Genomic DNA, 21652 nt, shown 5'->3' with positions numbered 1-21652 from the left:
TATTTTAGCAGATAGTCCATAGTTCGCTGGCTTCGCAACAGTCGGTTAGCGGCGAAACGTTAAAAGGTATTTTAAAAGACGACCATGTTCAATTTTTTGAGATCAAATAAAAAATACGAACCGCTCGACAAAGCGTTGAGAAAGTACTTCGAGAACAATTTTCTTTGGCTGATGCAGGAGTTTCCTGAACCAAAAATAGAAGACCGTAGAATCCTGACACCAACAATTTCAGACTTTCCAATAAGATGGAATAATAGCAGAGGTAATGCCATTGACGCTATTAAAATTATTTGTAGCAATATGAACCTTGACCCAAATGAGATTAAGGTAGACTTTTACAACAACGGACTAAAGGAAATTAACTTGGGAACATCTGTGATTTTTTTGGAATCAGACCCCGAAAATCCAGAAGCCGCAGGATTATATCACAATGAAAAAGTTGATGGCAAATACATTATTTCACTCGATGAAGCAATTTTAGAAAGGCCTGACAGTTTGATTGCTACAATTGCTCATGAACTTTCTCATATAAAGTTACTTGGCGAGAAAAAGCTTGATCAAAACGATGAAATGCTTACCGACTTTACAACAGTCTTTTTCGGACTTGGAATTTTCAATGCAAATTGTGCCTTTCAGTTTTATAATAAGATTGACCGTTGGGGACACAGCAAATTAGGTTATTTAACAATTGACGAATGGGCCTATGCATTGGCTTTACTCGCATTTATTAGACATGAAGATGAACCTGAATGGAAGAATTTTCTAAGCAAGACGGTTAAAAGCAACTTTGAAAAGTGCCTAAGCTATATGATTGACAATGAAGAAGAAATCTTCAAATTTGACGATGAAAAAAATAATTAAAATATCACATTTATATTTCGCAACTGGAATAATCTTGAGTTTGTATTCAATCATAAGTCAAAACAAGCAAGTTTTTAATATTGATGATACATTCTACGTAATTTCTGGAAATGATTTCGCGATATTCATATCCTTGCTATATTTTGCATTAGGTTCTATTTTTTTAGTGATTGAAAAATACTTAAGATTTAGAATAAAATTTACTCAATAGTTGATGTTTAATATTCCGTTTGTTTTCTTTGTTTTTTCAAATTTGAGTGATTATAAGAGTCCCGGATATTATCTTGGAAATCCCATTGCTTATAAATGGAACACAATAATTATACCTGTTGGACTACTCTTTTGTTTTATAATAAGCCTATTTGTTTTCTTTTCAATTTTTATGTTAGCATTGTGGAAGTGGAAAAAAACGGCCAGCTTATAACAGCGATTTCGCGCTAATGCTGGTTTTCTCGAATTGAACTTCTTTCTTCACGTAAATATTCTATCTTAGTCGACAAGCACACAGTTCGCTGGAACACAACAGACACGAAGCCCGAAAACGTTAGTGGCTACCCTAAAAAAACGGACACAATGACGACACGAATTAAAATAGTGGCATATCTAAATTTTCTGATTATTATTTTAACTAATCAGACTTTTGGACAAAATGCTTTGACAAAGGAAATTCTTTGGACAACTGATTGGAGTCCTAACGGAAAGTACATTGCAATTGGAGGTAATGTTGACTCTTTAAAAATCTACAATAAAGGAAATTTAAAAGTACACAAGTCAATCCCGGTAAAGAATACAATCACACGTATTAAATGGCATCCTACAAAAAATATTATTGCTGTAACAACACAAATGTCAGAAGAAAAATCATTTATTTTCAATTTAGAGACCAATGAGAAAATTGAGTTGAATGACATCTCCCCAGAAGGGGCAAGAGGCTTAGATTGGAACTTTACAGGTGAATATTTAGGCATTGCAGACAATGACGGGCAAATATTGATTTATGATAGTAAGGGTGAATTACTCAGAAAATTTGTAAATCAAGTTAACTCAACCAAAGGAATTACTGCTCTTGATTGGCATCCGAAAAAAAATGTAATTACAACAGTATCGGACAAAATTCGCTTTTTTGACATTGAAGGAAATTTACTAAAATCCATAAAACATAGACAGGAAGACGTATTATTGTTAAGTATTGCTTGGCATAATGCCGGTGACTTTTTTGTAACAGGAGATTACGGTGACGAAAAAGACAAATCGTTACTTCAATATTGGAATGAACAGGGCGAACTTATAAAAACCATTGACATCAGCAAAGGGGAATATAGAAATTTGGCCTGGAATCCAAAAGGGGACAGACTTGCCTCAGCAAGCGATGCTTTACGTATTTGGGACACAAGTGGAAACCTAATTTCGGTGGGTAATTCTAACGACTATTTATGGGGCGTTTCTTGGAATGAAAAAGGAAACAGAATCATTACATCAAGTATGGAACAACGAATAATACTTTGGAATAAAAAAGCGAAAAGAATAAAGACATTAGAATAAAGCAGCAGTTTGGCAGAATTATAGCATGACACTACTATACATCACAATTGGAGTAATTATAACTTTAGGACTTTTCTTTTACTTAAGAGACTTTGTTCCTTTGAGACCAAAAGAACCAGGGTTTGAATATGTATATGTAAACGAGGACGGAACAGTAAGCGAATTAAATGACGAAGACATTGAATATTTAAAAACAGAGTACTCACCGACTGATGGTGCAAGACCTTATATTAAAAGTAGGTATCAGGAACTAACTCCCGATAAGAAAATTTCAGGCTTCATATTACGAAACCGAGTGCCTAAGAGAATGAAAATACAACCTTATAAAGACCCGAACGAAGCAAACGGGGCGTAGCAAAAAACTATTATCTTCGTTGTAAGTACGCCTTTCTATGGTATCGCCACAGTGGGTTAGCACGCAACGTTAAACAACATTCTAAATCAAAAAATGAAAAAAACAATCTCAATTATTGCGACAATCTTGATTTTACATTCTTGCTCAAATGACCAAGAAAAAATTATTACAGGAACATTAAATCCAAATTTCGTCAGTATAATTAATTTTCAAACAGCAAGTGATATAGAGATTTATAAATTTATTGAGAGAATTGATAGCTCAGCCGTTAAACTAAACGATACAGAATTAAAAGCATCATCAAAGTTTTATCATAATTTGTTAAAACATAAATTAATAAGATTTCCCTCATTTAATTTGAAGCTAAAAGATAATTCAGAAATTCTAATTTTTATTGACAAAAATCATTACCGAAAAATCGAAAAATATGACTACTCTGGAAGTGACACTGAATATAAAGTTAATATTAAACTTAGGTACAAAGAGATAGAAAAAGATATACTTCTATGTGATAGCATTCTTGAAATGGATATTAAAAAACTTAAATAAAGGACGTCGCATGACAGCCGCTAGCCGCTAGGGCTCGATTTACTTCGCTTCTACCCTATTTTACGACCCGAACGAAGCAAACGGGGCGTAGCAAAAAACGTTTATCTTAGTACGAAAATAATCGTTTCGCTTTTCCGCCACAGACGGTTAGCCCCGAAACATTGTAGGCCACTTATCCAAAACACGACGCCAACTAAAATAGTAACATAAAATGCAAAGACGAAAGTTTATAAAAGATACCTTATCAGGTCTAACTATATTACTTGTTGCACCGTCGCATTTGTCAAGTTCTTGTAATAAAGATGACGATGATAAGCCTAATGGAAAAACCGTTGTGGTAATAGGCGCAGGTATTTCAGGACTTGCAGCAGCAAAAAAACTGAAAGAAAATGGCTTCAATGTAATTGTATTAGAAGCACAAGACAAGGTTGGTGGACGACTACGAACTAATAGAACTTTGGGGGTGGCTTTTGACGAAGGCGCAAGTTGGATACACGGAACAAATGGAAATCCAATTACAAATTTAGCTCAACAAGCTGGGATGAACACTGCTATTACCAATGATGAAAGTTTAGTTTGCTATGATATTGGAGGGGTTTTGATAAGCGACACACAATTTGATCATGCTGAAGCAAAATTAGAAACTATTTTAAGTACACTTAAAAATAACGGAAGTGCAACTCAAAGTTTTGAAACTATTTTTAATTCTATGTATCCTACTTATACAAATGATAGACTTTGGAAATTTCTACTATCAACTTACATAACATTTGATTTGGGCGATTTAGATAAAGTTTCTTCAATTTTGTATGATAAAGGCGAAGAGTTTTCAGGCGAAGAGCGAATTTCAACAAATGGATATGATACTATACCAAACTATTTGGCAAATGACTTAAATATTCAACTCAATCAAAGAGTTTCAAAAATTGATTATTCCAACTCAAAAACAAAGATTACACATAATGGAACAACCACAGAAGCCGATTATGTTTTGGTAACAGTGCCATTGGGAGTTTTAAAATCAGGCAACATACAATTTATTCCAGCATTACCAAAAGCTAAACAAACCGCTATTCAAAAAATAGGCATGAGTTGCGTGAATAAATTTCTGTTGACTTGGAGTACTGCTTTTTGGGATGATGAGCAGTACATTGGTTATACTCCAGAAATAAAAGACAAATTCAATTATTTTGTTAATGTTAAAAAATTTCACCCAAACGTAAACGCTTTAATGACATTTGCTTATGCAGACTATGCAAGGCTAACAGAAACAATGACAGATGCTCAAATTACAGACGAAATAATGTTACACTTACGAGATATTTACGGGAACAGTATTCCAAACCCAACCAATTTGGTAAGAACCAAATGGCAAACGAATGAAAATTCGTTTGGGGCTTATTCTTTTACCCAAGTGGGAACAAAAATGCACTATTTTGATGATTTGGCAGAAGAAATTAATGACAAATTATTTTTTGCAGGCGAACATACACATATTGATTATTTCTCAACAGCCCACGGTGCTTATTTAAGTGGTATCAGAGAAGCAGATAAAATTATTGATTTGATTTAAAAAAGGATTTTTAAATATTCAGAATATAAAGTCATTAAGAGTAACTACACGAACGGCTCATAACTGCCGCTAGCCGCTATTGCTGTTTTTTCTAGAATTCAACTCATTTCTTCACGAAAATATTTTATCTTAGTGGAAGAAAAATACCCCGCTCAAAAGCCACAGTCGGCTAGCGGTGGAACGAAGTAGCCTATTTTAGCTTTCGAAACGTAAAAAATAATAGTCAATTTTTAATTCAATCATTATGAAAAATTTTTTTAAAACAACTCTTTATTTATTTGTTTTTGCTTCAGCAGGAATTTTATTTCAAATCAGCTGCTCAAATTCTGAAAGTGCATCTCAACTGCCACAAAGTACTACAACAAATAAATTAATTTACTATAAAATTTCAGGAGGATTACAAAACGGAATTTGGACATGTAACTATGATGGAAGCAATGAAACACAAGTTCCAATAACTCTTCCTGCTAATGTTGTATTCAGTGGAAACACTGTAAAAATATCTCCAGACGGACAAAAAATATTTTTCTTGGCTGGTAGTATTGGATCAAATGTAACTTCTGTATATTCATGTGATATCGATGGCAATAATTTACAACCAATATTATCTGCAACTTGGCCAGACGGTATAGAACTAAGCGATCTAAATTAAACTTCGTACAACAACACCTCCGCGCAATGACTTGATTTTTTTTCGCTTTGCGTTTTAATTACAGAACTCGCGCGATGCGAACACTATGAAACAAAAACAGGTATCTAAAAGCTAACAAACCTTACGCTTTAATCGCCACATTCAGCCAGCTGCGGAACATTATAGGCAAGCTTTACACTAATAAATTGAATGAACCATTTTTATGGAAATTGAGTTACAAAAAATAAAATTACCAAAATGCGGGAAATTTGTAAATCACGAGTTTTATATATACGACCCTAACAGCGATTTTATAGAAGATAAAAATCTCTTTTATTTGAAAGAAGATTTAATGCAAATTGAATTCGATAATTTAAATTTGATAATTGATTTAGGTTGGTATGGTGAGGTTTCAAATAATAAAGGTAAATTTAAAATTTTTGTTATTGAAAATCAAAATTGGGAAAATCCGCTGAAAATTGAAAGCTCCTATTCACAGAAAGAAATTGTCGAAAAACTTAATATTGTTTTAGATGAAATAAATAAAGCCTGCCTATAACAGCCGCTAGCCGCTAAGGCTTGATTTTTGGCCTTACACTTGTTTTTCACGACCCGAGCGAAGCGAACGGTGCGTAGCAAAAAACTATTAACTTAGCATATAGTAAGCAGATCGCTGGTTTCTCCACATTCGCATAGCTATAGAACGTAAGCCGTCAGTTAACCAACATTGTGAATAGAATGAAAAAAGTAGGCATTTTAATTTTATCGATTGTTCTTTTGGGTTTCCAAAAGGAATTCAAAATTTCAGGAAAATATAAAGTTGTATGCGACAAAAAGGATGAGTCAAAAATAGAAGATTACATCATTGAATTCAAAGAAAATAATTATGTGAAGCTATTCAATAACGATACCGTTGTCGGTGCAATTACTCGTTTTAAAAATTCTCAGAAAAAAAATACAATCTATTTATACGACTTCTTATTCATTCAGAATAAAGCTCAAATAAGTCCACCGTTAATCAATTACGGAAAATTAATTTTAGAAATTCAAGAATCTGATTCGGACACGCTGAAATTTAGATCGACGTATGACAAGCAACTACATTTAACAATAAATACAGGCCAAATGATACGTTTAAAATAAGTCCTACAACTAACAGCCCCTACCCGCTAGCGCTAAAATTTCTATAATTCCTCACCAAGTTCACGACCCGAGCAAAGGGAGCGCTGTGAAGCAAAAAATAATTATCTTAGTAAAAGAAAAGGGATTCGTTTTGACTGTCACAGTCGCCAAGCGCAAAAACATTAGCCGAGAATGCTTGGAAACCGAATTCTAAAGTGAAATTTCATGGAACAACCAAAACTGAGATTTGTTACTCAAAAAGCTATTCAAGAATTAACTAGAAATTTAAATCTTGAATTCGATTTGGAAGATTATCAAGATTGGGAATTTATTGTTGGAAAATCAGAAGACATAGAAAAGTATATTGAGTATTATAATTCCGAAATTGACGACGATAATAAATTTGCACTAATGGAAATTATAATTCAAGCAACTGAAGAACAAGAAGTAGAAAATGATTTTTTAAAGTATTCAGAAATTGTTCAAAGACTGCTTTCAGAAAATTTTCAGTTACACGAACATTCAATATTTTATTGGTCATGTTTTGATATTAATAACTTGAAAGATTGTTGGCGAATTACACCTATCATGAGAAGTTTGTGGAAAAATTGCAACGTAGGCTGACAATGGTTTCGCGCTTTAACTCGTTTTTCCTAAAATAAACTATTCGCTTCACAATTATATTTTATCTTAGCAAAGGAACACATCGCAATGGCATCGTAACCGTCGCTAAAACACAAAGCGGAAGCCGCTAGTTGTGTGAAACAATTGTTGAAATGTCAAAAAAATGATCAAATTTACAAGACCTCAAGCTTACTTTTATTTCGTACTTTCAGGGAGTATAATTTGGTTTCTCCTTTCACCAAAACCATCCCGAAATTATGCTCCTATAATATTTATGATTCCAACTTTTCCCTATTTTATGCTTAATTATTATGCAAAACTAATTGAGTTTAGTATAAAGTTAAAATTATCGCGTCCAGATCTATTTGAAAAATACGTTGTTGATTATGGAATCTACTTCAAAGGAGAAATTGTAGATATTGGATTAATAAAAAGGAATGACGATTTCGAAAATCTTGATCACATGGAACTTCATGAGATATACATATTGTGCAGACAATCAATGAAATGGGGAATAATATCATTTATAACTTTCCCAATATTTGGAATCGTAACTATACTTGTATAATTCAACCAAGAACCCACAGCCACTGACCCTATAATTGAATTTTCTTCACTTCTACCCTATTTCACAACCCGCGCGAAACGAACGGTGCGAAGCTAAAAACGTTTATCTTAGTGGGAAATAATCGTTTCGCTTTGACCGCTTCAGTAGGCTAGTCACAGAACGATTGCAATGATTTTCAATGATATTGAGGAATTATAAGAAATGACAAAGACGATTAAAATATTTACATCACTTCTACTTGTTCTTTTGGTTTTCGGCTATTTGAACTTTTTTTCAAGCATCGTTTTTCCGTGGCAACAAGCTGAAGCGATTAAAACGACATTAGATTGGGGCGGATTAGCGAATCTACCGAAAAAAGCAGAAAATATAAAGGTTGAAAAATCTGGAAGTATGTTTAACCGAACTTTCATTATCGAATTTAACGCTACCAAAAAAGAAATTGAAAAGTGGATTCTGTATAGTAAAAGACTAAAGGACAATAAACCAAAAGTAAAAGGAGTAAACGAGACTTATGAAATTTATCCAGGCGAAAATGAATCACTTGGCGGAAAAGTAAACGTTGAAAAAGGAAAAGTTACAATCCGAATGAGTTGGAGTTGAAAAAATCACTGCAAACACACACTACATGCAAGCTGGTCAATTGGCTTAATTTGAAAATAGTTTGTTTTTAACCGAAAGATTACGCATCTTTAAGCCTAACCTGCGTGTAGCGCTTGAAAGTTATGTGACACCTTATCAGAACTTATAAGAAAATACACTTTCTTAATTTTACTCTTCCCTTTTTGTGTTTTTTCACAGCATAAATTTTCGTTGGTAAATGACTCAATAGAAAAACAGAAACTCGAGGAAATATCTATAGTAAAAAATCAGAGAAAGTACCATAGTCTAAATACTTTGTCGTTTGAATGTGATAACAAACAGAATATAGAATTCGTAGACAAAGATTCTGACGAGAATTATGTAAAGTTTGAAGAACTTGGAATAATTAAAAATTCAATCATTGTGATTAAAAAAACAGAATATAATTCAGAGAAATATATTTTTTTGGAAACTAAAAGCTGCAGACAATTATTACTAGAAGGATTTCCATTGAGAATTGAAAACACAGAAAAATATATAGCATTAAATAATCCCGGAACTGACGAAGCCTATAAAATTCAAGTTCTAGAGTATAAAAATAACTTTTTTGAGGTGACACACACGATTTTATTTCCAAAAGAAATTCTGCCAAAAAGAATTCTGAAAGTTGACAATAAAGAAGTGTTCATAATGGACGTGGAAAACAGAATATGGAAAACAACTTTACAATAACGGTATCACATAACAGCCGCTAGCCGCTAGGGCTCGATTTTCTTCGCCTCTATCCTATTTCACGACCCGAACAAAGCGAACGGTGCGAAGCTAAAAACGTTTATCTTAGTGGGAAATTAATCGTTTCGCTTTAATCGCCAAAGTCGGCTAGTTGCGGAACGTTGTAAGCAAGCATTGACACAAATCGCAAAATAATAGATGCGTAATATGAAATTAAAGAAACAAAATAAAACAAATCAAACATCTGAAATAAGGAAAGATTTTTATAAAAAACTTCTTTATATAGGACTTTGCATTTTACCTATTTTATTATTTGCTGACAATAAAGGTGTATTTAGACTTGTTCCGTTACCATTCTTTTTATTTGGAATGTATCAACTTATACAAATAATTGGTCAATCTCAACTTATCATTGACGACTTTTTTCCTCCAAAAACTCATTACGAAATGACTACTAAACCATTTGATCATTTCGTCTATTACTTTTCATCAACCTTATTTATTGTTGGACTAATTGGCTTAATGTTTGAAATAAGAAAATTTGACAATACGATAAATGGCATAAAATTATTTTGGACAGCAGGACTTGTTGGTGTACTAATCGCAATAATCTTGACCGTAATTTTAAAGACTGGATTCCCAAGCGTTTATTATGAGAGTAAAAGAAGATACACTGTTCATTTTGGTTTGTTTGTAGGCTTATTTCTTCTTTCTACTGCTGTAGCAGGGTTTGTCAATCATCATTTTGCAGACCAATCTACATTTTACAAAAAATATGCTATTATAAGAAAAAGCACAAGTAGTGGTCGGTCAACAGAATATTTTTTCTTCTTGATTATGGACAATAAAGAAGAAAGGTTTTCAGTTGGCAAAACACGATATCATAATTTTGAAGAAGGCGAACAAATTGAACTTTGTATGCAAAAAGGGAAATTTGGATTTGACTATGTTACCGAATTTAAAAAAGCAAATGAATAAAAATAGGCTAGCAGGCAAAGCAGTATCGAAAATTGGCTAACTTGAGTGCTAAATTATCCATTTGTTTTTCAAATAAACACAGTGCTGAAGTGAACGTGAGTGCTTTAAAATACATCACTACGCCAAGCTGCAAGTCGCCGGTGGTAAGTATACCAAAATACACTGAAAATGAAACGAATAGCGTTTTTACTTATTTTACTACTTTCAAAATCTGTATTTTGTCAGACAACTTTTGTCGTTGACAATTTCTCAAAAGATTATTACGGAAAACTATACATTGCAGACACAACAGAAGTTTCTAGTAAAGGTTGGGTAGCAATCTTTGATAAAAAAACTAAGAAACAACTCATTAAAATCAATTCGGACGAATTAACTTTCACTCTTCATAAAGGCAAAGTTCTTGCAAACATAAAAAAACTTCCGTACGGAGAACATAGCCAAATTCTATATGAAGACTATAATTTTGACGGTGTAAAGGATTTTGCAATAATGGACGGTCAAAATAGTTGTTATCACGGACCGTCTTTCCAAATCTATTTGGCTACAAACAAAGGATTTAAACAAAATCCTGAATATACTGAACTTGCCCATGGCTATTGCGGAATGTTTGACATTGACCACAAAACAAAAACAATTAGCACAATGACAAAAAGTGGTTGCTGTTGGCATGAGTATTCGGAGTTTAAAGTAAAAGACAACAAGCCTTATCCGATAAAAATAGTTGAAGAAGGATTGAGTCCTACGGGAATTACTTGGGATATTGAAGAGCAAAATTTAATTAAAGGAAAAATGGTATTATCTAAATATCAACTTCTTGCATTGGAAGTAGATAAAGACAATTTGTTGCTTTCCTTTGAATTTGAAAACAAGAAGAAAATGAAAATTTTTAAGACAGAATATATTTTGTATTACGTTTTTACAGACTCTGAAGGAAAAATAGAATTACTATTCAATGACACTTTCAAATATTCTAATCGTGAAAATTCTTTATCCTTCACAATTCGTAATACAGAGTATATCATTTATGATCATAAAATAATAGCCAAAACACCAAATAATACTTATGAAATGAAAGCCGTTAATAACACAAAATTTGGAACATTGACAAAATTGAAAAACTTAAAAATTGAAAATGTAATATTTTGAAAATGCTAGCAGCTAACAGCAGTTTGGAAAAATGGCGGGTTCAGTGATAAATTGAGCATTTGGTTTTTAAATAAACTTTTGTGCAAAACTGAACTTTTGTGCTAAAAATCCGCCACTTCGCCAAGCCAAAAACGTTATGAGCCATATTTAGATAACTGTAAAATGAAAGAACTTATTCCTACAATAGACGAAATTGCCAAATATGGTTTGCAACCAAATTTAATTGAAGTTGACAAAGAAATATCATTAGCAAAAAATTTGGTGAAAATTTATAATCTATACTTTAACTTAGATTATGAATTTGACGAAACAGATTATCCGGATTTTGAAAACGAAAAGTACCCAAACATAAGACAGAATGTTGAATCAAACTTTAAAGATTTTGGCGTATACAAAATGGTATTAGAAATAAATGATTTGGTTAATGACGAAATTGGAATTGGTGATGCTGTTGATGATTTAAGCGACATCATAAAAGATCTTTTAGAAGTGAAATGGAGAATAGAAAATAATAGCATAAATGACGGACTTTGGTTCTTCAATTTCATATTTAATGCGCACACAGAAGAGCATATTATTAATTTACTAAACTTTATAAAACAAAGAGAATAAAAAATATAGCTCATAACAGCCGTTAACCGCTATGGCTGGATTTTCGTCGTTTCACGTCTTTTTTTCACATAAAACTATTAACTTAGCAGAGAGTACGCAGTTCGCTCGAATCGCCACAGTCGCGATGGCGCGGAACGTTAGCTGTAAAATCGTTGGAAACGCGATAACTAAAATTTTTAAATAAAATCAAAGAACGAGTAGTATGAAAAAAATATTTACTCTAATTTTTTTATCGGCTTCATTTTACATTCGAGCTCAACAATTCAACAAATGCTCAATTCAGCAAATACAACTAGAAATTTATGATTTCACTGCAAAAAATTTAGATTTGGTTAAGGGAGATTTTAATCAAGACTTTCTAATCGAAGCATGGGTAAATTTTGAAAATAATAAAGTCACAGATGTGCAATACTTTCTTATTTCATCGGCAGATGACTATTCTGGAGCAAATAAAAAGAGCATTAGTGTCTCAAAAAAACTACATGAGTTAATTTCTGAAAAGTTTAAATGTTTCGAAACTAGTACTGAAATTGGTATCTACAATGAACAATTTAGATTTAGAATTCCGCTTTCAGAAAATAACATAAAAACTGCAATTAGAGAAGTGAGTGCTTCAAAGGAATGATACTACAACTAACAGCCCTCATCCGCTAAAGCTAAATTTTATCAACTTGTACTCCATTTTTCTTTCCAAAATAAGTGTCTTTAAAATTTAACCTGTTTAAATATTTCACTATTTTTCAACCTATTCCCACCCTCCTATGCCCATGAAAACATCCCAACTAAAACACTTTACTTGGTTGTTATGCCTCCTCGCACAAGTTCTTACAGCACAAACAGCCGACTGCACTGGAACGTATTCACGGCACATCCTTACCGTCGATATGGATATTTTGGATTATCAAATCACCCTAAAAAATGACGGCACGTTTACCTTTAACTACTATTCCAAATTGAAAAAACGAATCCCTGTAGAAGAGCAAAAAGTTGGACAGGGAACCTGGGTCTTAGAAAAAAATATCATCACTTTTACAAATGCCACCTCTCCCTCCGATACTTCCCAAAACCTTTTGGATTTTTCAGAGACGAAGGCCCGGTGGATCGCTCCGTCGCCTCGAAATACTAGCGCCACCGTAAAACCTCAACAGTTAATGTTCCTCAGCTCAAAAGTCAATTGGTTACCGCGATTGTTGCTGGAGAAAACTTAACTTCACATTACCAAGCTTCATCGAAATATACCTTACTTAAGCAACCGTTGCAGCTCCGATTGCGCGTCGGTGGGAAGTTCGGGAATCAACGCCGTAAACCGTTCGCGAAACGTTTCTTGTTTGATCAACTTGCGAATCGTATCGCGCGCATATTTAACTAGCTGCCATTTGGGATGTTGCGTAGCGTTGACCAAGTTTTTGAGGACTTCGTTTTCTTGAGGAAAAAGGGAAACTGCTTGTTGTAAAGCCGGAATTCGAGTGACACTCTCGTACTTGGGCGAGGTAAAATCAATCAACTCCGCTTTCAACGAGGCATAATCGGGATTCGTTTCAGGCATTAAAACCAAATACGCTCCCAAATAGTCAATCCGCAACCCCAAATCATTGGCCCCACGCCAGTCTTTGGCGATTTCAAAAAAACGCATCCTATCGTGGGGAAAACGCTTTAACAAATGAACCAAAGCATTGCCCCGCACCACATAAGAGGGCGCATGCAACAAGGTTTCATAGCTAGTTTTTAAACTTTCTGGAATATCGGTCAGCAGCTCACTTACCGCGGTCAACACTTCAAGGTTCCCACGTTCAAGAGCCAAACGATACAATGCTTCGGTTTGCGCAAGGGGTTGCCCCTTAAGTTGAAAAAGCACTTCCGCTTTCAAAGGCCAAAACGCCTCCGACTGTAACAGGGTGGTATACCGAGAAAGCTTACTTTCCAACGGGAGACTGCGCTCTTTTTGGAGTTGGACCAAGGCTTGAACCATAGCACTTTTCGCCAAGCACTGGTTGATATCGGCTTCAGGATACTTTGCCGATTCCAACCAACGTTGCTGAAATGCCTCCGTATCAAAATCAGAATAGCGTTGCACCACCGCCAAAAAATCGGCAGTGACCACATTTTTAAGGGCATACTTTTTTAAATACGTTTTTACAATTTTATCAAACACCTTTTTCCCCACCTGATCCCGAAGGTAATGTAGGGCCCATGCGCCTTTTTGATAATACGATAACGAACTCGCTTTTTCATGTAAAATGGGGACTGTATCGTTTTTGGCTGCCGCCTTAATCAAGTTGGCATTTCGGTACAATTGATAGTAGAAGTAATCCTCTCCAAACAATTCTTTTTCAGCCAATAAAGCATAATACGTAGCAAATCCTTCTTGAAGCCAATGGTGTTTCCCCGATTGGGCCGTAATCAAATCGCCAAACCATTGATGGGCCAATTCGTGCGCATTGACATTGCAGTAGTTTTTGTCATTGACGGCCACACTATCAACCACATAATCTTGGGCAAAAAGGGTCGACGTGGTGTTTTCCATACCCGCATACAAAAAGTCGCGAACGGGAATTTGTCGGTAAATGCGCCACGGGTACTTTACCCCAATCTCTTTTTCTAAAAAATTAAAAATCCGTTCATTGTGCCAATACGTCGTTGTCCATTTATCGGCATCTTTGGGTTGGAGATAGGATTCCAACGGTATACCCGAAGCACTCGATGCAATCTTTTGATCAAAATTTCCCACCGCCAACATAACCAAGTACGACGCCATCGGTTTTTTCATTTGATAGCTCCATGTGGTGTATACTTTTCCTTCTTGGATGGCGCGAAATGATTCTTTCTTCACCAATTCACCATTACTGATGGCGATTAACCGATTGGAATTAGCGACTTCATCTTCTAGCGTGGTCACACTGAGGGAAAAGGTCAGCTTTTCATTTACATCATCAAAACTAGGCAACCAATGACTAGTGTATTTGCCTTGTCCTTGGGTCCAAATTTGATAATCGTCGGCGGTTCCCACAAAATATAACGCTTGTTTGGGACGAGCTGTGTACGAAAACGACAACCGATTTTTCCCTTTTTTAAATCCGGTGTACAAAAGCAACTGACGCGCGTTGGCATTGTATTCGACCGCTTTTCCGTTGAGCATCATCAAACTAAAGCGCATGTTTTTGGCGTCTATGCGAAGCGTATCCGTGGGCGCGTTCACGATAAATGTAAACTGGCAATGTCCGCTTACTTCTTTGGTTTCAAAATTTGGAAAAACTGTAGCTTTCAAGTCAGTAAAATCAACAGCTACAAGCGATTGACTCCAAACCGACCCAGCAACAAACAACGAAAGAAATAAAGAGTAAAAACGCATAACAAAGGCTTTGGACAAAGATAACGGAAGATTTCGAAATTCAGGTTTTTAAAGTATCTTAGCCTTTTGGATAATGGCCGTTGTATGTCCCCAACTTTAGAAACTCCTATCGAATACCTCAAAGGCGTTGGCCCCCAGCGCGGAGCGTTATTGCGCAGTGAATTGGAGATTCATACCTATGGCGATTTGTTGCAACTTTTTCCGAATCGCTACATCGACAGAACGCGGTACTATACCATTAACCAACTCACCCAAAGTCCCACAGAAGTTCAAGTTATTGGTAAAATTGTGCATCTGAAAACGGTACAAACCGGCAAAACAAAAAGTCGGTTGGTGGCAACTTTCATCGATGACACAGGGGAAATGGAACTGGTGTGGTTTCAAGGTCATAAGTGGATCAAAGAAAATCTCAAACTCAATCAACCCTACGTAGCGTTTGGGCGTGTAGCGCAATATGCAGGCACTCCGTCGATGGCCCATCCCGAATTGGAAGCTCTCGAAGAACATCAAAATAGTCTCCGTACAGCCATCCAACCCGTGTATCCGAGTACAGAAAAACTCGCCAATAAAGGGATTTCCAACCGCGCATTACTTAAAATGATGCAGCAGTTGTTTTTGGAAACGGGGGGACAGTTTAGCGAGACCCTTCCCGCCTATTTGATGGAGAATTTAAAACTTGTCTCCAAACGCGAAGCTTTGTGGCAAATTCATTTTCCAAAAGATCAAGAAGGCTTGTTAAAGGCCCAATTTCGGTTGAAATTTGAAGAGCTTTTCTTTATCCAATTGCAATTGATTACCAAAAACTTGGTGCGCAAACACAAGATTAAAGGAATGCCGTTTACCCAAGTGGGTGCGCATTTCAATACATTTTATACCCAACACCTTCCCTTTCCCCTTACCCATGCCCAAAAACGCGTGATTAAAGAAATACGGAACGATTTGGGAAGTCAGGCGCAAATGAACCGATTACTACAAGGCGATGTAGGCTCGGGGAAAACAATTGTTGCCTTTATGACGATGCTCTTGGCTACCGACAACGGCTACCAAAGTTGCTTGATGGCCCCAACCGAAATCTTGGCACAGCAACATTACAACAGTATTCAAGCGCTGGCAGCTCCCTTGGGACTTCAGGTGGAATTGCTCACGGGTTCAACCAAAACGGCCGAACGCAACCGCTTGTTTGCTGCCCTTGCCGACGGAAGCTGTTCGATTGTCATTGGTACCCATGCCTTGTTGGAAGATAAAGTGCAGTTTCAAAACCTGGGGTTGTCCGTCATCGACGAGCAACATAAATTTGGCGTAGCGCAACGCAGTCGTTTGTGGCAAAAAAATACCGTGCCGCCGCATATTTTGGTCATGACTGCCACCCCTATTCCACGCACACTTGCTATGAGCTTGTATGGCGATCTTGATATTTCGGTGATTGATGAATTACCCGCTGGGCGAAAACCCATTCAAACAGTCCACCGTTACGATGCAAATCGTTTGAAAGTTTGGAAATTTTTGAAAGATGAAATTGCCAAAGGCCGTCAGGTGTATATTGTCTATCCTTTGATTCAAGAAAGTGAAAAAATGGATTACAAGGATTTAATGGACGGGTATGAAAGCATTTCGCGAGATTTTCCTCTACCCGATTATGCAATTTCGATCGTTCATGGCAAAATGAAACCTGCCGAAAAAGAAGCCGAAATGCAACGATTTGCGCAAGGAAAAACCCAAATTATGGTGGCCACTACAGTTATCGAAGTGGGTGTCAATGTTCCCAATGCCTCCGTGATGGTGATTGAAAGTGCCGAGCGATTTGGACTGTCGCAACTGCATCAATTGCGAGGGCGCGTGGGTCGTGGTGCTGAACAGAGTTACTGTATTTTGATGACAAGCCACCAATTGAGTCAAGAGAGCAAAACCCGTTTGGAAACCATGTGCCGAACCAACGATGGTTTTGAAATTGCCGAAGTCGATTTGAAACTTCGCGGTCCGGGGGATATTATGGGGACCCAACAAAGTGGAATTTTAAACTTGCAGATAGCCGATTTGGTGAAAGACAAAGATATTTTGCAATTGGCGCGCAGCTATGCTTTAGAATTGTTGAAAAAAGACCCCACAATGGAACGCCCTGAACACCAAACCTTACGGGCTGTGTTTCTAGCTTTAAGTCGGAAAAAGAACATCTGGAATTATATTAGTTGATACAATAGTTGTAGCTACAGATGTTAAATTAATACAAAGTTTGCCCCGCACTCCACCTGAAAACGTAGCTTTGTAGCACCAAACCTGCAGTATAGCATCCATGAAAACCAAAACCTTATTTTTCCTTAGTATAGGGATTATTGTAGGGGCTTTAGTTGTTTTTCGTCTTGTAAAAAATAGCGAAAACGAACCCAAAAACACCGCTCCAACCGCTCCCAAACCCTTGAAAGTTAGCGCCCTCATTGTCACGCCCCAAAACTTTTCCAACACGATTTCATTATCGGGATCATTAGAAGCTAATGAAGAAGTTAACTTGCATCCTGAAGTGAGTGGAATCGCCGAAAAGATACTTTTTACGGAAGGTACTCGGGTACAGAAAGGGCAACTTTTGGTAAAAATAAATGACGCTGAACTTCGCGCACAACTCACACAAGCGCTCACCAAAGAACGGTTGACGGGAGAGCAAGAACGCCGTGCCCGATTGCTATTGGAAAAAGAGGCCATAAGCCGAGAAGAATATGATATTGCCAGTGCCGATTACCGTACAGCCAAAGCCCAAAAACAACTGATTCAGGTTCAAATAGCCAAAACCAGTTTACGGGCCCCTTTTTCAGGTACCATCGGTTTACGCAGCATTTCTCCGGGGACTTATATCACACCTACAACAGCTATAGCCCGCCTGGTGAGTACCCAACCGCTCAAAGTGGCTTTTTCACTTCCCGAAAAATATGCTACGTCTATTCGTTTGCACCAAGCGATACAATTTACAGTGGCCAATACAAAAGAAGTATTCACTGCAAAAATTTATGCCCTAGAGCCTATGATCAATGCAACCACACGTACGTTGCAAGTGCGTGCCTATGCCGATAATACCTCGGGAGCCTTACTTCCTGGGACTTTTGCCAACATTCAGTTGCCGCTAAAAAACATCCCCGATGCCATCCGCATTCCTTCGGAAGTGGTTATTCCCGTAAAAGAGGGGAAAAAAGTATATGTAGCACGTCAAGGCAAAGCGCAATCGGTGCTTATTGAAACACTAACACGAACTGGAAAAGAGGTGATTGTCACTGCGGGATTAAAAGCAGGTGATACCCTGTTGGTCTCAGGCGTGATGGCGCTGAAAGACGATACTCCTGTTGAACTGCAATGGAAACCGTAAAGCAATGGGACTTTCTACACTGAGTATCAAAAGGCCTGTATTCACCATTGTTGTGAATTTGCTCATTATCCTTTTTGGGATATTGGGCTACTCCTATTTGGGCGTTCGTGAATTTCCTTCCATTGACCCGGCGGTTATCACAGTGCAAACGAATTATACGGGAGCCAATGCCGATATTATTGAACAACAAATCACAGAGCCACTCGAAAAAGCGATAAACTCGGTCGATGGGATTCGAAATATTACGTCCAATTCGGCACAAGGATCAAGTACGATTACCGTTGAGTTTAAATTGGAGAAAAATTTGGAAGAAGCAGCCAACGATGTCCGCGATAAAGTGGCGCAAGCGGTTCGTTCGCTTCCCCAAGACATTGACGCTCCACCTGTGGTTGCCAAAGCCGATGCCGATTCGGATCCCATTATCACCATGACCGTACAAAGTGATACTCGAAATGTAATGGAATTAAGTGAGTACGCTGAAAATGTGTTGGCCGAAAGATTGCAAACCATTTCGGGAGTGAGTAGCGTTCAAATTTGGGGTCAAAAACGATATGCGATGCGGTTGTGGTTGGACCCCGTAAAAATGAGCGCTTACGGACTTACGGTCAAGGATATTTCGACGGCATTGAATGCACAAAATGTAGAATTGCCCTCAGGAAAAATTACGGGAAAATCGACAGAGCTTACCGTGCGTACTTTAGGAAATCTGGCTGAGGAAGACGAATTTAATGCTATGATTATCGCTTCCGAAGGTGGAAATACAATTCGTTTCAGTGATATTGGCCGTGCCGAATTGGCGCCCCAAGTTTTAGAATCGCAATTAACCGAATCGGGAAAACCCATGCTAGGCTTGGCTATTATTCCGCAACCGGGAACCAATTATTTGGATATCGCCGACCAGTTTTACAAACAATATGCGCAATTTGAAAAAGATTTGCCCAAAGATATACACTTGAATGTCGCTTTAGACAATACCCTTTTTATCAAAAAATCGGTGACCGAAGTTGCTGAAACTTTATTGATATCGATACTTTTAGTAATCCTTATTATCTATTTGTTTTTCAGGGATTGGTCGATTGCATTTCGTCCGTTATTAGACATTCCTGTCTCGTTGATTGCTACCTTTTTTATCATGTATTTGTGTGGCTTTTCCATCAATGTGCTCACCCTTTTAGCAATTGTTTTGGCCACGGGCTTGGTTGTCGATGACGGAATTGTGGTGACCGAAAATATCTTCAAAAAAGTCGAAGAAGGATTGTCCCCTATGGAAGCGGCTATCAAAGGGTCGAATGAGATTTTCTTTGCTGTCATTTCAATTTCAATCACATTGGCTGCAGTTTTTCTACCCATCATTTTCTTGGAGGGGTTTGTCGGACGCTTGTTTAGGGAATTTGGGGTGGTCATCGGGGCTGCGGTTCTGGTCTCGGCTTTTGTTTCGCTTACCTTAACGCCCATGCTTAATGCGTATTTGATGAAAGAAGGCGGCCACCAACCGGGTCGTTTTTATCAATTTACCGAACCCTATTTTCAGCGAATGAATGAAGGGTATGCTGAATCGCTCCAGCGTTTTCTAGAAAAAAAATGGGTAAGTTTTCCGATTCTAGCAACCTGCTTTGGATTGATTTACCTCTTTTTCAACATTTTACCCAAAGAAACCGCGCCCTACGACGATCGAAATTTGGTTATTTTAGGAGTAACCACACCAGAAGGAGCCACTTACGAGTATACGGATCGTTTGATGCAAGACCTGTCGCAATTGATTAACGATTCTATTCCCGAGAAAAAAGTAGGTTTAATTGTCACCTCGCCTACCTTTTTCACCTCAGCGGTCAATACCGGCCGGGTGCGATTGGCATTGGTCGAACCCGAAGCGAGAACCCGCAATCAGAAGGCTATTGCGGAAGATCTTGGGAAATGGACAAAAAAATATACCGACGCTAAAATCACAGTTTCGGAGCAACCTACCATTTCGGTAAACCGACGCGGCGGGCTTCCGGTGCAGTACGTCATTCAAGCCCAATCGTTTGAAAAGTTACAGGAAAAGATTCCTCAATTTATGGAATTGGCTTCGCAAGACCCAACTTTCTCCATCGTGGATGTTAATTTGAAATTCAATAAACCTGAGTTGAATTTATCCATTGACCGCGAAAAAGCCGAGAGCTTGGGCGTATCCGTTTTGGATGTTGCTCAAACTTTACAACTTTCATTGAGCGGTCAACGTTTTGGTTATTTTATGCGCAATGGGAAACAATACCAAGTTATTGGGCAATTTGACGATAAAGACCGTGATGATCCCTTGGACTTGACCGCTATGTATGTAAAGAACAAACGGGGCGAGCTGGTACAACTCGACAATGTGGTCACCGTAGAAGAACAAAGCAATCCACCGCAATTGTATCATAACAATCGCTATATGTCGGCCACAGTTTCGGCGGGATTGGCGCCAGGAAAAAGTATTGGGGAAGGAATTGAAGCGATGAATGCCATCAAAGCAAAAGTTTTGGATGATTCCTTTACTACGGACTTGAATGGGGAATCGCGTGATTTTGTCGAAAGTAGTTCCAATACCCTTTTTGCTTTTGGGCTAGCGCTACTATTAATTTACCTCATTTTGGCGGCTCAATTCGAAAGTTTTGTCGATCCTTTGATTATCATCCTTACCGTACCTATGGCAGTCGCCGGTGCCTTGTTGTCGCTTTGGTTGTTTGGTCAAAGTTGGAATATATTTAGCCAAATTGGTACGGTTATGCTAATTGGATTGGTGACTAAAAACGGGATTTTGATTGTTGAATTTGCCAATCAGTTACGCACCCAAGGCCGCACCAAGTATGAGGCCATAGTCGAAGCCTCTGAAGCTCGCCTGCGACCGATATTGATGACCAGTTTAGCCATTGCACTAGGTGCCTTACCGATTGCTTTGTCATTGGGCGCAGCTTCGGGCAGTCGTATGGGAATGGGCGTGGTTATCGTGGGGGGTACATTGTTTTCATTACTACTCACCCTTTATGTCATTCCCGCCGTCTATTTAATGTGGTCAAGGGCCCGTAAACATCGTCCTGAATTTGATGCAATAGAAAACTAA

The 21652-nt window shown here is 37.4% G+C and carries 21 protein-coding genes; 20 read left to right on the top strand and 1 reads right to left on the bottom strand.

Going from position 1 to position 21652, the window contains the following annotated elements; translation table 11 throughout:
- Positions 1-171 precede the first annotated feature (171 nt).
- The 17 genes from BUC17_RS12400 to BUC17_RS12315 all read left to right on the top strand — a co-directional run bounded on the left by BUC17_RS12400 (position 172) and on the right by BUC17_RS12315 (position 13080).
- Positions 172-861 carry a hypothetical protein gene (locus tag BUC17_RS12400; protein WP_143161804.1) on the top strand — a complete coding sequence of 230 codons (690 nt, stop codon included), beginning with the start codon at positions 172-174 and terminating at the stop codon, positions 859-861.
- A 573-nt stretch (positions 862-1434) separates the two neighbouring features.
- A complete protein-coding gene (locus tag BUC17_RS12390) occupies positions 1435-2403 on the top strand; it encodes a WD40 repeat domain-containing protein (RefSeq protein WP_073364988.1) in 969 nt (322 codons plus the stop codon).
- Positions 2404-2428: 25 nt separating this feature from the next.
- Positions 2429-2758, top strand: coding sequence for a hypothetical protein (locus tag BUC17_RS12385; RefSeq protein WP_073364986.1), 330 nt, complete (start codon positions 2429-2431; stop codon positions 2756-2758).
- Positions 2759-2851: 93 nt separating this feature from the next.
- Entirely contained in the window at positions 2852-3307 is a 456-nt protein-coding gene (locus BUC17_RS12380; protein WP_073364984.1) for a hypothetical protein, read from the top strand.
- Positions 3308-3518: 211 nt separating this feature from the next.
- On the top strand, positions 3519-4880 hold the full coding sequence (locus tag BUC17_RS12375) for a flavin monoamine oxidase family protein (RefSeq protein WP_073364983.1): 1362 nt from the start codon (positions 3519-3521) through the stop codon (positions 4878-4880).
- Positions 4881-5124: 244 nt separating this feature from the next.
- Positions 5125-5532, top strand: coding sequence for a TolB-like translocation protein (locus BUC17_RS12370; RefSeq protein WP_073364981.1), 408 nt, complete (start codon positions 5125-5127; stop codon positions 5530-5532).
- Positions 5533-5734: 202 nt separating this feature from the next.
- Complete coding sequence (locus tag BUC17_RS12365) at positions 5735-6070, top strand: hypothetical protein (RefSeq protein WP_083544977.1); 336 nt, start codon at positions 5735-5737, stop codon at positions 6068-6070.
- A gap of 179 nt (positions 6071-6249) precedes the next feature.
- Positions 6250-6654 carry a hypothetical protein gene (locus BUC17_RS12360; RefSeq protein ID WP_073364979.1) on the top strand — a complete coding sequence of 135 codons (405 nt, stop codon included), beginning with the start codon at positions 6250-6252 and terminating at the stop codon, positions 6652-6654.
- A 204-nt stretch (positions 6655-6858) separates the two neighbouring features.
- Positions 6859-7257 carry a hypothetical protein gene (locus BUC17_RS12355; protein ID WP_073364977.1) on the top strand — a complete coding sequence of 133 codons (399 nt, stop codon included), beginning with the start codon at positions 6859-6861 and terminating at the stop codon, positions 7255-7257.
- Positions 7258-7420: 163 nt separating this feature from the next.
- Positions 7421-7825 (top strand): hypothetical protein, encoded by a 405-nt coding sequence (locus tag BUC17_RS12350; protein WP_073364974.1) that lies wholly within the window; start codon positions 7421-7423, stop codon positions 7823-7825.
- A gap of 201 nt (positions 7826-8026) precedes the next feature.
- Complete coding sequence (locus BUC17_RS12345) at positions 8027-8425, top strand: hypothetical protein (protein ID WP_073364972.1); 399 nt, start codon at positions 8027-8029, stop codon at positions 8423-8425.
- A 294-nt stretch (positions 8426-8719) separates the two neighbouring features.
- The gene (locus BUC17_RS12340; protein ID WP_143161803.1) at positions 8720-9136 is read left to right on the top strand and encodes a hypothetical protein; all 417 of its coding nucleotides are present in this window, start codon (positions 8720-8722) and stop codon (positions 9134-9136) included.
- A 207-nt stretch (positions 9137-9343) separates the two neighbouring features.
- The gene (locus BUC17_RS12335; protein WP_143161802.1) at positions 9344-10114 is read left to right on the top strand and encodes a hypothetical protein; all 771 of its coding nucleotides are present in this window, start codon (positions 9344-9346) and stop codon (positions 10112-10114) included.
- A 168-nt stretch (positions 10115-10282) separates the two neighbouring features.
- Positions 10283-11260, top strand: coding sequence for an XAC2610-related protein (locus BUC17_RS12330; protein ID WP_073364966.1), 978 nt, complete (start codon positions 10283-10285; stop codon positions 11258-11260).
- 162 nt (positions 11261-11422) lie between these two features.
- Positions 11423-11872, top strand: a complete 450-nt coding sequence (locus tag BUC17_RS12325; RefSeq protein WP_073364964.1) for a hypothetical protein — start codon at positions 11423-11425, stop codon at positions 11870-11872.
- A gap of 202 nt (positions 11873-12074) precedes the next feature.
- Entirely contained in the window at positions 12075-12497 is a 423-nt protein-coding gene (locus BUC17_RS12320; protein ID WP_073364962.1) for a hypothetical protein, read from the top strand.
- Positions 12498-12639: 142 nt separating this feature from the next.
- A complete protein-coding gene (locus BUC17_RS12315; RefSeq protein WP_143161801.1) occupies positions 12640-13080 on the top strand; it encodes a copper resistance protein NlpE in 441 nt (146 codons plus the stop codon).
- 32 nt (positions 13081-13112) lie between these two features.
- Here BUC17_RS12315 and BUC17_RS12310 read toward each other — a convergent pair whose 3' ends face one another.
- Entirely contained in the window at positions 13113-15221 is a 2109-nt protein-coding gene (locus BUC17_RS12310) for a M1 family metallopeptidase (protein ID WP_073364958.1), read from the bottom strand.
- Between the two features lie 84 nt (positions 15222-15305).
- On the opposite strand from BUC17_RS12310, the gene recG reads away from it, so the two are divergent.
- From recG to BUC17_RS12295, 3 genes are all read left to right on the top strand, one after another.
- Positions 15306-17411 carry an ATP-dependent DNA helicase RecG gene (gene recG, locus BUC17_RS12305; protein ID WP_073364957.1) on the top strand — a complete coding sequence of 702 codons (2106 nt, stop codon included), beginning with the start codon at positions 15306-15308 and terminating at the stop codon, positions 17409-17411.
- A 100-nt stretch (positions 17412-17511) separates the two neighbouring features.
- A complete protein-coding gene (locus BUC17_RS12300; RefSeq protein ID WP_073364955.1) occupies positions 17512-18570 on the top strand; it encodes an efflux RND transporter periplasmic adaptor subunit in 1059 nt (352 codons plus the stop codon).
- A gap of 4 nt (positions 18571-18574) precedes the next feature.
- On the top strand, positions 18575-21652 hold the full coding sequence (locus BUC17_RS12295; protein ID WP_073364953.1) for an efflux RND transporter permease subunit: 3078 nt from the start codon (positions 18575-18577) through the stop codon (positions 21650-21652).

The organism is Flavobacterium fontis (assembly GCF_900129405.1).
In the GTDB taxonomy this organism is placed as follows: Bacteria; Bacteroidota; Bacteroidia; order Flavobacteriales; family Flavobacteriaceae; genus Flavobacterium; species Flavobacterium fontis.
The sequence above is the reverse complement of the archived record's forward strand: the minus strand, read 5'-3'. Positions and strand labels throughout refer to the sequence as shown.